The sequence below is a fragment of the Stenotrophomonas lactitubi genome (genome assembly GCF_002803515.1).
Taxonomy (GTDB): Bacteria; Pseudomonadota; Gammaproteobacteria; order Xanthomonadales; family Xanthomonadaceae; genus Stenotrophomonas; species Stenotrophomonas lactitubi.
In genome coordinates, this window is the sequence record NZ_PHQX01000001.1 from 1,842,510 (window position 1) to 1,857,265 (window position 14,756).

Annotated in this window: 4 protein-coding genes; all 4 read right to left on the reverse strand. The window is 64.3% G+C overall.

Going from position 1 to position 14,756, the window contains the following annotated elements:
- Window positions 1-36 precede the first annotated feature (36 nt).
- The 4 genes from CR156_RS23300 to CR156_RS08785 all read right to left on the reverse strand — a co-directional run bounded on the left by CR156_RS23300 (window position 37) and on the right by CR156_RS08785 (window position 14,651).
- Window positions 37-7,407, reverse strand: a complete 7,371-nt coding sequence (locus tag CR156_RS23300; protein WP_207764195.1) for a calcium-binding protein — start codon at window positions 7,405-7,407, stop codon at window positions 37-39.
- Window positions 7,408-8,154: 747 nt separating this feature from the next.
- A complete protein-coding gene (locus CR156_RS08775) occupies window positions 8,155-9,576 on the reverse strand; it encodes an HlyD family type I secretion periplasmic adaptor subunit (protein ID WP_100552531.1) in 1,422 nt (473 codons plus the stop codon).
- Window positions 9,573-11,735: a type I secretion system permease/ATPase gene (locus CR156_RS08780; RefSeq protein ID WP_100552532.1), complete on the reverse strand. Its 2,163-nt coding sequence runs from the start codon at window positions 11,733-11,735 to the stop codon at window positions 9,573-9,575. Before CR156_RS08780 ends, CR156_RS08775 begins: the two co-directional genes overlap by 4 nt.
- Window positions 11,736-12,008: 273 nt before the next feature.
- A complete protein-coding gene (locus CR156_RS08785) occupies window positions 12,009-14,651 on the reverse strand; it encodes an excinuclease ABC subunit UvrA (RefSeq protein ID WP_100552533.1) in 2,643 nt (880 codons plus the stop codon).
- Window positions 14,652-14,756 lie beyond the last annotated feature (105 nt).

Here is a 14,756-nt window from a genome sequence, read left to right on the forward strand (position 1 = left end):
CGAGGCGCCTTCGCGGGCGCCTCGGCGGCCGCTCCCTTACGCGCTGATGCGCGCCGCGGCGCTCATGGCATGCCCTTGATCGTAAGCCGCATGACCCAGCAATGGCTCCGCCACCTTGCCCTGCGCCTCACTCCAGCCGGTGCTGGCATCTCCGGCAAATCCGCCGATGGCCTCAATCAGCTGCCGCACTTCGGCACTGGTCGACGCATCCACCGCACGGGCCGAAGCAAGTGAGGTTGCTGCTGACAGCGGCTTTAGCTGGCCGGCGATCGCCGATGCCGAGATGGCGTTGCCTCCATCCCCAGGCTGCACGAACGCGATGGCGTACTGCCCGCCCTGGAAATGCTTCAGCACCCGCATCTGCTGAGCAGAATCGCCGTCAACCCGCACGAGCAGATCATCGCCATCACGGTAGTAGCTCAAGCGGCTGCGTGCGATGCCGTCGAAGTACAGCCAGTCGGTGCCGCCGCCGGTGTTATCCACGGTATCCACACCGCCACCTGCACGGTAGAAGTAGGTGTCGTTGCCTGTACCACCGAACAACAGGTCGTTGCCGTCTTCGCCCACCAGCTGGTCGTCGCCCGCACCACCGATCAGGATGTCGTTGCCTGAACCACTGAAGCTGCCATTGCCGCCTGACAGGTAGTCGTTGCCATCGCCTCCCTCGAGCTTGTCATCCCCACCCATGCCGAACAGGGTGTCGTCGCCGCCCAGCCCCTGGATACGGTCGCGGCCATTGGTGCCCACCAGCTGCTCGCCCGCGGCAGTGCCAGCAATCTGGGACGGGTAGTCGCCATCGTTGCCGCCCCCCGGGTTGCCGCCGGCACCTGGCACCAGGGCGTTGATGGCGGCCGTATTCAACGCATTGCCGCCGACAGGTTGCAGGTAGTCCAGTGCCATGTCGCCACCGAGGAAGTGATTGGTGACGGTTACCTTCTGGTTGGCATTGCCGTTGACGGTGATCACCAGGTTGTCGCCGTCACGGGCGAAGGCCAGCTTGGAGAGCGAGATGTCGTTCTGGAAGATCAGCCAGTCCGTACCGCCGCCCGTGTTGTCTATGACATCGATGCCGCCGCCATAGACGTACTGATCATCACCTGCGCCGCCGATGAGTGCGTTGCTTCCGTCCTCGCCGCGCAATGTGTCATTGCCCAGCCCGCCTTCGAGGCGATCGTCGCCTGAGCCGCTGCCGCTGCCATTGCCGCCGGACAGGTAGTCGTTTCCGTCGCCGCCGCGCAGGGTGTCATTGCCGCCCATGCCGAACAGTGTGTCGGCGCCGGCCAGGCCCTCGATGAGATCCTTGCCCGAGCTGCCCGCCAGCTGTTCGCCGGCGGCCGTTCCCTGGATGACTTGGTCGAACTGCCCGCCGGTGCCGCCACCGGCGACAATCTGGTTGATCTGCGCGGTGGTCAGGTACGAACCGCCATCCGGTTGCACATAGTCGATCGCGGCGTCGCCGCCGATGAAGTGGTTTGTGACGCGGACGGACGGCGTGGCCGCGTTGTCCAGCGTGATCAGCAGGTCGTTGCCGTCGCGGCTGAACGAAATCCGCTCGCGGCTGATGCCGCCGGTGAAGAACACACCGTCAAAGCCTCCCCCGGTGTTGTCCACCTTATCGGTGCCGCTGCCGGTGTCGAAGACGTACTTGTCATCGCCGCTACCGCCGACCAGCGTGTCGTTGCCGCCCCCGCCGACGATCGTATCGTTCCCCCCCAGCCCGTGGATGATGTTGGATTCCGCATTGCCGGCAAGGTAGTTGTCGAGCGCATTGCCACTGCCATTGATGGCACCAGCACCGTTAAGGAACAGATTTTCGATGTTGTCCGACAGCGCGTACGAGGCGCTCGACTGGACCTGGTCCTTGCCGGCACCGACGGCCTCGATCACCACGTCGGCACTGTCATCGACAATATAGACATCATCGCCGGCGCCGCCTTCCATGCGGTCGATACCTTCGCCGCCATCGTGGTAGTCGTTGCCGTTGCCTCCGTACAGAGTGTCGCTGCCGCTGCCACCAAACAGCGAATCATTGCCATCCAGGCCGTACAGCAGATCGTCGCCATCCCAGCCGCCCAGGGTGTTGGCACCGGCATTGCCGGTGATCACGTTGTCCAGCCCGTTACCATTGCCGGTCTGGATGCCGACGGCCAGAATCAGATTCTCGACCTCATCGGCAAGCACCAGGTTCGTTTCATAGCGCCGCTCTATGGTATCGACACCCTCCCCGACATGCTCGACGATCCAGTCGCCGCTGCTGTCGTTGATGTAGTAGTCGTCTCCTTCGCCACCCTGCATCCGGTCGCCACCGGCGCCACCGTCGAGGCGGTTGTTGCCTGCATTGCCGGTCAGCTGGTTGTTGCTGCCGTTGCCGGTGCCATTGATGTTGCCGGTGCCGGTCAGCACCAGATCTTCCAGGGTATCGCCGAGCACATAATCGATGCTGGATTCCACCGTGTCATGGCCTTCGTCGGCGAGTTCGACTACGACATCGCCCGCCTGGTCGACGACGTAGGTGTCGTCCCCCAGGCCACCCAGCATGCGATCAGCGCCCGCCCCGCCGTCCAGGCGATTGCTGTTGCTGTTGCCCATCAGTTCGTTGTCATCAACGCTGCCAATGGCGGTGATGGCGTTGCTCCCTTCCACCAGCACCAACCGCTCGATGTTGCTCGACAGAGCGTAGTCACTGGTGGCATGCACGACATCGAGCCCCTCGCCTGCGAGTTCGACGATGCTGTCCAGCTGACTGTCCACGTAGTAGATGTCATCACCGGCACCGCCCTCCAGGTGATCGTCCCCGGACTGGCCATCAAGCACGTCGTTGCCGCTGTCACCCAGCAGGCGGTCGTTTCCTTGGCCGCCAAACAACTGGTCATCGCCGGCGCCGCCATCCAGCCGGTTGGCACCCTCGTTACCCGTGAGCACGTTGGCCAGTTCGTTGCCGGTGCCGTCGATGTCGGCTGCACCTGTCAGGGTCAGGGTCTCCAGCTGCGCGGATAGCGCGTAGGTCGCACTGCTCAATACATGGTCGTGTCCGCCGCCGGCGATCTCGACGATGCGGTCATTGCTGCTGTCCACGACATAGGTGTCGTCACCCGCACCGCCGCGCGCCTCATCCACACCCTCGCCACCGTCGAGCCAGTCGTTGCCAGCTCCGCCCTCCAGCAGGTCGGCACCCTGTCCGCCGAACAGACGATCATCACCGGCTTCGCCGTACAGTGAGTCATCGCCGTCATGGCCATGGACCATGTCGTCGCCATCTCCGGCGTGCACGGTGTTTTGGCCGGCGTTGCCATGGATGACGTCGGCCAACGGGGTCGATTCGAGCACCGCCAGATCCAGAGCTGCAGGATCCAGCAGGCGGGTGTGGCCGCCGGCCACCAGCGACAGACCCAGGACCGCCAGGCCGGTGATCGGATCGAAATAGCGCTCAAGGCGGATCTGGTCGGCACTGCCGTCGAGGAATGTCAGGACCAGATCGGCATTGTCACGTCGCAGTACGGCCGAGGCCAGCGCCCGATCGACAAGCTGCACGGTGGTTGTGCCCTCTGTATCCAGGATCATGTCCTGGCCGTCACCGATGGCGAACCGGTACTGGTCATCACCACTGCCACCGGCCAGACGGTCATTGCCCGCATCGCCCTGCAGGAGGTCATTGCCCTCCCCGCCCATCAGCTCATCGTCGTCGGCACCGCCGCGCAGCTCGTCGTTGCCCTGCTCGCCGGCCAGCCAGTCGCGCCCCTCGCCGCCATCCAGCACGTCGTTGCCGCCACCGCCGTAGAGCGCGTCCATATCCGCGCCACCGGACAACTGGTCATCGCCTTCGCCGCCATCCAGCGTGTCGCTGCCCTGGCCGCCATCCAGCAGGTCGCTGCCATCGCCGCCCTGCAGTGTGTCGTCGCCTTCGCCGCCGAACAGCTGGTCATTGCCTTGCCCGCCGGACAGGGTGTCATGGCCACCCTCACCGGAAAGCACGTCGTCGCCTTCATAACCCTGCAGGTGGTCATCGCCGGCAGTGGCCACCTGCACCCGCTGGCGCACGGCTGCAACGGTCCATACGGTGCCATCGGCAAAGCGGATCTCATCCACACGCGAGGGTCCATTGCCGTCGTTCTGGAAGTAACGCGATACCGTCAGGCGATCGGTGCTGCCTGCACGCACCAGCAGCAGGTCGTCGCCGACGCGGCTGGCAATGATGTTCGCCGGCGCTATGTCCGCTGCGAACGAAATCGCGTCAAGGCGTCCAGCACTGTCATCATGATTGTCGATCACATCCTGGCCGAATCCAGCGGCGAACGCGTACACGTCATTGCCGTGGCCACCACGCAGCTGATCGTTGCCGACGCCGCCCCACAGCTGGTCATCGCCGGCCCCTCCATCCAGTGTGTCGTTGCCGCTGCCGCCCACCAGCAGGTCCTGGCCGTCACCACCATTGAGGCGGTCGTCGCCCTCTCCACCGTCAAGCTGGTCATTGCCATCGTCGCCGTTCAACGTGTCCGCGCCACCACCACCGGTCAGGGTGTCGTTGCCGCCGCGGCCACTGAGCCACTCGTTGCCGTCCCCGCCATGGATGATGTCGTCGCTGTCGTAGCCATAGAGATCATCCACGCCCGGCACCGGGATCAGGACCAGCGCCTTGACGTCGGCAATGCTCCACTGCACCCCGTTGGAGAAACGGATGCGATCCAGGCGATAGTCACTCTGGCCATCCGCGCGGAAGTAGTCCTGGATATCGACGCGGTCGCCGGTACTGATGATCTGGATGCACAGATAGTCGCCACTGCGCCATACCTTCAGGTCTGAAGGCAGGATGCCCGCGCCGATCTCGAGCGTGTCGATGCGGCCGCCGGAGGAATCGTAGTTGTTGATGCGGTCATGACCGCTGCCACGCCCGAACAGATAGCGGTCACTGCCTTCGCCGCCCTGCAGATAGTCATCCCCCGCGCCGCCGTCCAGAACATCGTTGCCAGCACCGCCGTAGAGTGCATCCGTGCCCAGCCCGCCTTCCAGGCGATCCGCACCGGCACTGCCGCTCAGGCTGTCGTTGCCTGCGTCGCCGTACAGCAGATCATCGCCCTCCCCGCCATCCAGATTGTCTTCACCTTCGCCTCCGGACAACAGGTCGGCACCGGCGCTGCCGGACAGGGTGTCGTTGCCTGCGTCGCCGTACAGGGTGTCGCTGCCCTGGCCGCCGTCCAACAGATCGTCGCCGGCACCGCCGAGGATGAGGTCATCACCTGCGCCGCCGCGCAGCTGCTCGCGCACATCGGAGGCCTGGTCGCGTCCAACAAGGATTCCATCATTGCTGCCCAGGTTGCCTGCCACCGAGCCGTCCGTCGCTACGCTGCTCAGCAGCAGGCCTGCGGCGGCCAGTGCCGCACCAAGGTCAGGCTGGGCCTCCGCCTGCAGAAGCCAGGTGCGCAGCATGGTCTCGCCTGCGGACCATCCGTTGCCCAACAGGAAGCGCCCCTGCGCCCGCAGCAGCTCGGCCAGGTCGATGATGGCATCGGCCTGGCTGTTGGCGAAGCGCGTGTTGAGCTTCGCTTCAAGTGGCGCAAAGGCAAAGCTGACCTGGCCCGCCTGCACATCCCAGGTGGGCTGGATCAGGTCGGTGTAGCCCTTCAGGCGCGACTTGCTGCTGAGCGTTGCGTAGAAGGCTTCAAAGATCGCATCGTAGACCTGTACATACTGCTGCACGGTCTGCGTTCCCCACCAGACATCGGTAATCGGCGCGTAGCCCATGATCGCTTCGACCACGCGCATCTTCATGGTCTGCACCTCATCCAGCCAGGTTGGTTCAGGCCATACCAGCACTTCATTGGGGCGCAGCCGCACCACGTTGGTGGAGTTGGGGTCCTCCACGCCACCGCCGCTGTTGACGCGGATGGCCTGCGAAGAGAAGTAGGGACTGGTACGCGCCCATTCCAGGATCAGATCATCAAGCAGGTCACGCTGTACCTGGCGGGTCTCTCCCGCAGAGAAGCTGACCAGCAGGGCCTGCAATGCGGGAGACAGTGCGGCGGCCTGGTGCAGAGAGCGCAGGTTGCCGATGCCGCGGCTGTTGACCAGCCCGCGGATGGCCTCCGGTACCGCAACATCCTCGGCATAGTCCGAGCGCAGGCTGTCGTTGTCGAAGTTGAAATCCTGAAGCAGATGCGTCTGTTCCGCACCATTCGCATCGCGCCGGCCAAATGTTGAAGAGCCCAGGAGTGCCCCCCCCTCCACGTCGCCGCTGGCGCCGCCCATGGTGGTACCGAGGAAGGTGATGCCCAGCTCCTGCAGGGTCAGCAGCTCCCCTGCATCGGTGATGCCGTTGCCATTGGCGTCGCGCCACACCGACAGCGACGCGAAGGACGCATCGTTCACATCGATCCGGCCGTCGGCGTTGTCATCCAATGCCGCCAGTGCCTGGAAGCCATCAGCGGCTCGCTGCCCGTTGGCCAGACGTGTCTGGTCGCCGAACAGTTCGCGACCCGAATCGATTCGACCGTTGCCATCCAGGTCACGAACCAGCAGACCATCGCGAGCATCCACCCAGCCGCTGGCGGTGCGGATACCATCGCCATCGTGGTCGAAGAGGGTGCCGGCCCAGCCTCGTTCGGCCACCGTGCGCACTTGGCCGTCTCCATCCAGATCCAGTGCCAGTGGATCGTAACGCTCGATGCGGTAGGTGTTGTCGCCGCGGATGCGCCGCGCGAGGTCCTCGAACCGATCAATGAAGCGGCCCAGGCCATTGTCCATGGCCCAGCCCATTCCCTCGCCGAGCAGGTCAAGGAACCGACCGAACCCATGGTCCATGGCCCAGCCCATCGCCTCGCTCAGCGGCGCTTCCAGGCCGGCCGCGCGCAGCACGCCGTTGATGTTCGACAGGATGGCGGCGGCAAGATCCTGCACGTAGCCGGTCACCGTACCGTCCTCGCTCTGCACCTGGACGAAGTCCTCCCCCAGCCCCAGCGGCGGATCGAACTGGTCACCCAGCGTGCCCGCCCATCGGTCAGCCTCACCGAGCTGCATATCCTGCACGGCGGTCATCACATCCTTGCCAATGATGTCACCCAGCGATTGCACATTGCCGCCCAGTACGTCGTTCACCACTGTGTTGGCAAGGTGATCGGAGCCCTGCTGGAACCATGCCTCATTGGCGTTGAGTCCATTGATCGTGCCCTGCCACATCGTGGCACCACGGACCAGGTCGCTTACCAGGCTGCCGTCATTCGCATTGATCTTGCCAGCGGCATCGAACCAGTTGGACATCTTGTTGAGCTCGGTAGCCGTGGCAGCGTCCGAGGTGCGGGCCTGGGCTGCGGCCAGATCTCTGAGATAGCGATAGGCCTCGGCATGCTGGCCTGAGTTGCTGTAGTTCTGAAGCGTTGTGCGCTGGGACGAATCGAGATTGAGAATACCGGACATGTTCTTCCTTGATGCGGCATGGTGAAGGTTGAGGGGTAAGCAAGACCGTTACGAAGTGCACTGCAAATGCATCAGGGGGCATGCCCGCCGGGCGCGATGCGCGTTCCCGTGCGCGGGCCCCTCTCGAAATCCTGTAGCGGCTGCGAGCAAGGCCGACCCTTGTACCAGGCATATGCCCAAGCCGCGAAGCGCAGATGGTCGGCGTGGCTCTCCGCGCCATATGAGTACTGCAGGTACAATCCATCCATCTGCACTTCTGCACGGTAGATACCCCTGCTCGGTGAGTCGTTCGACCATGCGGTGGCAAGCACCTCGTGTCCGCAGGGACCTATGAAGCGAAGCACGCTGTGCACCCGGGACCCGCTGTCGCGTTCCAGTCGCTCGAATCCACCGCCTTCATCAGTGACGCGCTCATCGCCTCGAAGTGACATTGACGAAGGCAGCGTGGCACCGACGCCCACAAGCAGGCGGAGGGTTGTCCATGGCGTCCCTGCTGCTCTGCCCGGTCCTTCCTTTACGCGGCCGTTGTCGCGGTTCAGGTAGACCACCACGGCGTTGGCGCCAGCCGGGTCAACGCCGGGCCGCAGCAGGTAGGGTCGAAGCATCACATGTACTGGGCGCTGGGGTGGCGGATCCTGGCACGCGGACAGGACTGCCAGCAGCGGAAGCAGGAGCAAGCGCAGAATTCGCACGAATGACCTCATTTGTAGAGTGGTATGGACGCCCGCCGCAGGCGCCAGGCGTGGATCAACGCTCGCGCAGCGACTCGCCGGCATGCTGGCGCAATGGACTCAGCAGGTAATTGATGACCCGCCGTTTCCCGGTCTTGATCTCGGCACTCAGGCTCATGCCCGCCGTCATGCGCACGCTGACACCGTCGATCTGCAGGGTGGCCTTGTCCAGTTTCACCCGAACCGGGAATATCAGGCCCAGATTCTCGTCCTGCATCGCATCGTGGGAGACGCTCACTACTTTTCCTGTGAGGTAGCCGTAGCGGGTGTACGGGAAGCTCTCCACCTTCACGGTTACCGCCTGGCCGGTGCGCACAAAGCCGATGTCCTTGTTGAGGATGCTGGCTTCAACCTCCAGCGCTTCCTCGCTGGGGACCACAGCCAACAGCGGTTGCGCCGGAGTAACTACGCCGCCCACCGTGTGCACGACCAGTTGCTGCACGGTGCCATCGACCGGGGCGCGCAGGGTCATCTGGCGGTCGCGCTGTTCCGTCCGCGATACTTCCGGAGTCATCTGCCCGATCTGTTCCTGTGCCGCGCGCAGCCCGTCCAGGGCTTGTTGCCGAAAGTCGGCCACCAACACCCTCAACTCTTCTTCAGCTGCCCGCTGGGCCGACCGGATCTCCTGCACGCGATTGCGCTGTGCGGCAAGGTCACGCTCGCCTGCGATGCGTTCCTGCTCGCGCAGCAGATAGTCGTGGCGACCCACGTAGTTGCCTTGCAACAAGCTGCGGTAGTCGTCTGCGCGCAGCCGAGAGATGCGTGCAGACTCCTCCAACGGTTTCACCGAGGCCTGGGTGGTTTCCAGTTCCGCGCGCCGCTGTGCGATCAATGCCTGCAGATTGTGGCGCTTGGCCTGCAGTGCCTCGTACTGGCTGCGCGCCAGCGCCTGCTCGGCCTGCACACGGTCGGCAGGGAGGTCGTTGTCGACACGGAACACGGGAGCCGCGCCGTCCTCCAGAGCCTCGGTGAGGGCGCGCAGGCGCAGAGCGGACATGCGCGCGTTCAGCAATGCATCGTCCGCTTTGGCAACGTCGGCCGCAGTGGCAGTGGCATCGAGCTCGATCAGCACCTGCCCTGCTTTCACCGTCTGGCCGTCACGTACCAGGATCCGCCGCACCACGCCGGTTTCCGCGGGCTGCACCACCTTGGTCCGCGAGTCCACGACGGTCCTGCCGGGCGCCACTGCGACGATATCGAGCTTGCCGAGGGTAGCCCAGAGCAGCGCCACGCAGAACAACGCGATGATGATGCGCATGGTCCACCGCGCGGTGGGCGACGCAGGTGTTTCAATCAGTTCCAGGTGCGCGGGCAGGAAGGCGCGCTCTTCGGCCTCGCGCGAAGGCGGATCCATATCGTGCCGGACACGCCAAGCGCTACGGAACACTGCCAGGTAGCGCGCTGCGAAGACACGCACTCCGTCACGGATGTGCTTCATGCCGCACCCTGTTGCAGGCGATGCAGCTGAGCGTAGTGCCCGCCTGACTGCGTCAGCAGCTCATCGTGCGTTCCGCTCTCGACGATGCGGCCGCGATCCACGACCACGATCCGGTTGGCCCTGCGCACAGTGGACAGGCGGTGCGCGATGATGATGACGGTACGACCCCTGCAGATCTCGCGCATGTTGGACATCACCGCGTGCTCCGACTCGTAATCCAGTGCACTGGTGGCCTCGTCCAGGATCAGAATGCGTGGGTCGGTGATCAGTGCACGGGCAATCGCCACGCGCTGTCGCTGGCCGCCTGAAAGGCCTGCGCCTTGCTCACCTACCTTGGTGTCGTACCCTTCAGGCAGCGCCGAAATGAACTCGTGGGCGCCGGCCAGGGTTGCCGCCTTGATCACTCGCTCGAGCGGCATGCCTGGATCGCTCAGTGCGATGTTCTCGCGCACGCTGCGGTTGAACAGGAAGTTCTCCTGCAGCACGACGCCCAGCTGCCTCCGCAACCAGGCTGGATCGGCCAGGGCCAGATCGTGCCCGTCCACCAGGACCCGCCCTCGCTCAGGCGTGTACAGGCGCTGGACCAGCTTGGTCAACGTACTCTTGCCGGATCCTGAGCGCCCAACGATGCCGATCACCTGCCCGGCGGGAATATGCAGGTCGATGCCTGCAAGGATCTCGGGGGTATCTGGGCGGTAGCGGAATCCAACCTGCTCGAAAGTGACATCACCACGGATGGGAGGCAATGCCATCCGGCTGCCTGGGAGCTCGGTGCGGGTATTGAGGATGTCACCCAGTCGCTGGACCGAGATGCCCACCTGCTGGAAGTCCTGCCACAGCTGCGCAAGGCGGATGATTGGGGCGGCCACCTGCCCGGACAGCATATTGAAGGCGATCAGTTGCCCCAGTGACAGCTTGCCATCGATCACCAGCTTCGCGCCCCAGAACAGGATGGCCACGCTGACCAGCTTCTGCACCAACTGCACGCTCTGCTGGCCGACGGTGGCGATCTTGGTGACTCCAAAGCCGGCATTCACGTACCCGGCGAGCTGGTTGTCCCAAGTGCGCGTGACGCGTGGATCGACTGCATTGGCCTTCACTGTGCCGATACCGCTGATCGTTTCGACCAGGAAGGACTGGTTGTCAGCGCCTCGTGCGAACTTCTCATCCAGCCGTTTGCGCAGTACCGGTGTGATGCCCGCCGAAATGAGCGCATACAGCGGTAACGAGATCACGACGATCAGAGTCAGCCAGCCACTGTAGTGGAACATCACTGCCAGGAAGACCACGGTGAAAAGCAGGTCCAGTACCGAGGTCAATGCCTGTCCGGTCAGGAAGTTCCGGATGTTTTCCAGCTCGCGCACGCGTGCGATGGTGTCGCCCACGCGGCGGGATTCGAAATACGCCAGCGGCAATGCCAGCACATGCCGGAAGAGGCGGGCGCCGAGCTCTACGTCGATCTTGCTGGTGGTGTGGGCGAATACGTAGGTACGCAGTCCACCGAGCACGATGTCGAAGACGGCGATGGACACCAGGCCGATGGCAATCACATCCAGTGTAGTCAGGCCTCGATGCACCAGCACCTTGTCCATCACCACCTGATAGAACAGGGGTGTGACCAGTGCGAACAACTGGATGAAGAACGAAACCGCGAAGACCTCCAGCAGCATCTTCCGATACTTGACCACCGCTGGGATGAACCAGCTGAAATCAAACCGGGCCAGTTCGCCGAGAACCGAAGCCCGCGACGCCACCTGCAGCAATCGCCCACGATAGCGTTGCTGGAGCGTCGCCATGTCGATACTCTGCGGGCGCTTCTGGGCCAAGTCGTGGATCAGCACCTGATCGCCATTGATGCGGGCGATGATGAACGCATCACCATCCTCACCGAGCGCCAGTGCAGGCAGGTTGGCCAACGCGAGGCGCGCAGGTGGCGTCGACACCATCCGCGCCTTGAAGCCCAGCTTGCGGGCCGCCAATACCAATGTTGTCTCGTCCGTGGGGGTATTGCCCAGCCCAGCGTCGTGCGCCAGCTGACTTGCGTCAGCCGCAATACCGTGGAATTGAGCAAGCAGTACCAAACCGCGCAGCGCGAGATCCTGCTGATCCTGCACATGCACTTCCCCCGGCACCGAAGGTGCCGCGTCTCCCTGTGGCATAACATCCCCTGCGCAGCTTCCATTGTGCGCAACCCCGCGCGGAGCTTGGAGCCAGTGAATAGCCCTGTCAAGTGGAAGCGGGGCTGGATACGGCTAGCCCCGTCAACAGACCCAATCTGCTTGTTGAAACTTGAGTGTCACGTGCCGGCGGGGCCCCTTGGCTTCAATGCGTGAGAGGTTTCGGTCATCTCAAGTGCGTGTAGGCGCTCTCAAGCAAAAGCGTCATCTTCGCTTGCAAGTAAAAGACGCACCGAAGACATCGGCTCAGCCACGCTACGCCAGCTCGCGCGCAAGGAACGGCGCCGTCCGGCTTCCTTTGGCGCGGGCCACCTGTTGCGGCGTTCCCTTCGCCACAATGGTGCCACCCGCACTGCCCGCGCCAGGCCCGAGGTCGATTACCCAATCTGCCTGCGCGACAGCACGCATGTCGTGCTCGATCATCACCACCGTATTCCCCGCGTCGACCAGCCGCTGCAGTTGGACCAGCAGCCTGTCCACATCCGACGCATGCAGGCCGGTGGTGGGTTCGTCCAATACGTAAAGCGTGCGCCCACGCTGGCTGCGCTGCAGTTCGGTCGCCAGCTTGATGCGCTGTGCTTCACCGCCTGACAGTTCCGTGGCCGGCTGGCCCAGCCTCAGGTAGCCCAAACCGATTTCCTGCAGCAACTGCAGCGGGCGGGCAATGGCATCCTCCTCGATGAAGAACGCATGCGCCTGCTCCACCGTCATCTGCAGGACCTCGGCGATGTTGCGGTCATTCCACAGCACGGCCAGCGTGGCTTCGTTGTAGCGGGCGCCGTGGCAGGTGGGGCACGGTGCATAGACGCTGGGCATGAACAGCAGTTCGACGCTAACGAAGCCTTCGCCCTCGCAGGTCTCGCATCGGCCCTTGGCAACGTTGAACGAGAAGCGGCCCGCGTCGAAACGCCGGCGGCGCGCGGCGGGCGTCGCGGCGAACAGCTTGCGCACGTGGTCGAACAGCCCGGTATAGGTGGCCAGGTTGGAGCGTGGCGTGCGGCCGATGGGCTTCTGGTCCACCTGCACTACCCGCTGGATTGCGTCGACATCACCTGCCAACTGGCCTCGCGTGGTTTCGATCACGGTCGGCCCGTCCGTCGGCGAGGCCTCCGCGCCATCATCCGCGGGCTCATGCCCAAGATGCAGCAGCATCAGCTCAGGCAGCGCCTGCGCCATCAGGCTGGACTTTCCGGAGCCCGAAATGCCGGTCACTGCGGTCAGCAGCCCCAGCGGCAGCTGCGCATCCACACCCTGCAGGTTGTGGCGGTGGATGCCCTTCAGTTCCAGCCAGCCCCCAGCGCTGCGTTGCCGGCTGGCAGGCGCAGGTACCTGCTCGAACAGATACAGGGCCGTGCGTGAATCCTGTACGTGCCGCAGGCCATCCGGCTCGCCGCTGTAGAGCACGCGCCCGCCATGCTCGCCCGCCTCAGGGCCTACATCCACCAGCCATTGCGCGCGGCGCATCAGCTCCAGATCATGTTCGACAACAAACACCGAGTTCCCGCCGTCGCGCAGTCGGTCCAGCGCGTCGTACAGCGCTTGGCTGTCGGCGGGATGCAGACCGGCCGAGGGCTCGTCAAGCACGTACAGCACACCAAACAGCAATGAGCTGAGCTGCGTGGCCAGCCGCAGGCGCTGCAGTTCGCCGGCCGATAGCGTTGGCGTGGCGCGATCCAGCGAGAGATACCCCAGGCCCAGGCCTCGCAGCTGGTGTACACGCGCCATGACACCGCCTGCGAGCCGCTGTGCAGCCAGACGTTTCTCCTCCGACAGTGCCGAGGTCAGCCGTACGTCGGGGGCCGAAGCATGGACAGCACGACCACTCGCTGCCCGCGTGGTGCGGTCGCGGCGGGTGGCGCTTTTGCTGGTGCGTTCACCCCGGCCATGCGCGCTGAAATCGCCCTGCGCGATGGGCTCCAGCAGGTCCGCCAGTTGATCCAGCGGCAGTCGCATGAATTCACCGATATCCACACCGGCGAAGGTGACCGAAAGTGCCTCCGGCTTCAGGCGCTTTCCGTGACAGGCCGGGCACAGCTTGCCTTCCATGTAGCGGGAGACCCGCTTCCTCATCAGCGCGCTCTGGGTATTGGCAAACGTGTGCAGTACGTAGCGGCGGGCGCCGGTGTAGGTGCCCATGTAGCTGGGCTCAAGTTTCCGCTTGAGCGCGGCACGGGTCTCGGCGGGTGTGAAGCCGGCATAGACCGGCACGCTGGGCGTTTCCTCGGTGAACAGGATCCACTCCCTGTCCTTCTTCGGCAGCTTCTTCCACGGTATGTCGATGTCGTAGCCGAGCGTGACCAGGATGTCGCGCAGGTTCTGGCCATGCCATGCCGGCGGCCAGGAGGCGATGGCGCGTTCACGGATGGTCAGCGACGGATCCGGAACCATCAGCGCTTCGGTCACCTCGTAGACATGCCCCAGGCCATGGCAGGTGCTGCAGGCGCCCTGCGGCGTGTTGGGTGAGAAGTCCTCGGCGTACAGCATGGGCTGATTGGCCGGGTATGCCCCTGCACGCGAATACATCATGCGCACCAGGCTGGACAGCGTGGTGACACTGCCCACAGACGAACGTGCATTGCTGGCGCCACGCTGTTGCTGCAGGGCCACTGCCGGTGGCAGCCCATCGATGGCATCCACATCGGGCACGCCCGCCTGGTCGATCAGGCGTCGTGCATACGGCGCAACCGACTCGAAGTAGCGCCGCTGCGCCTCGGCGAAGACGGTGCCGAAGGCCAACGATGACTTGCCGGAGCCCGACACGCCGGAGAACACCACCAGTGCATTGCGCGGAATGGAGACATCGACATTCTTGAGGTTGTGCTCGCGCGCGCCGCGTACCTCGACGCAACCGCTGGCGGCGGCAGCGCATGACGACTCGCCAAAGGGGGTGTTGGACATCTTCGCGATCCTGCGGGCAGTGAGCGACGCGCATCAGAGCGCGCCCGGTGATGCATTTTCGCTGCTGCGGGGTGAATGTGGCGAGGGAGTTCCGTCCTGGGGGCT

Excerpts from the sequence above, each read along its gene's own strand:
- CR156_RS08785 (WP_100552533.1), bottom strand. The coding sequence starts at position 14,651 with ATGTCCAACACCCCCTTTGGCGAGTCGTCATGCGCTGCCGCCGCCAGC.
- CR156_RS23300 (WP_207764195.1), bottom strand. The coding sequence starts at position 7,407 with ATGTCCGGTATTCTCAATCTCGATTCGTCCCAGCGCACAACGCTTCAG.
- CR156_RS08775 (WP_100552531.1), bottom strand. The coding sequence starts at position 9,576 with ATGAAGCACATCCGTGACGGAGTGCGTGTCTTCGCAGCGCGCTACCTG.
- CR156_RS08780 (WP_100552532.1), bottom strand. The coding sequence starts at position 11,735 with ATGCCACAGGGAGACGCGGCACCTTCGGTGCCGGGGGAAGTGCATGTG.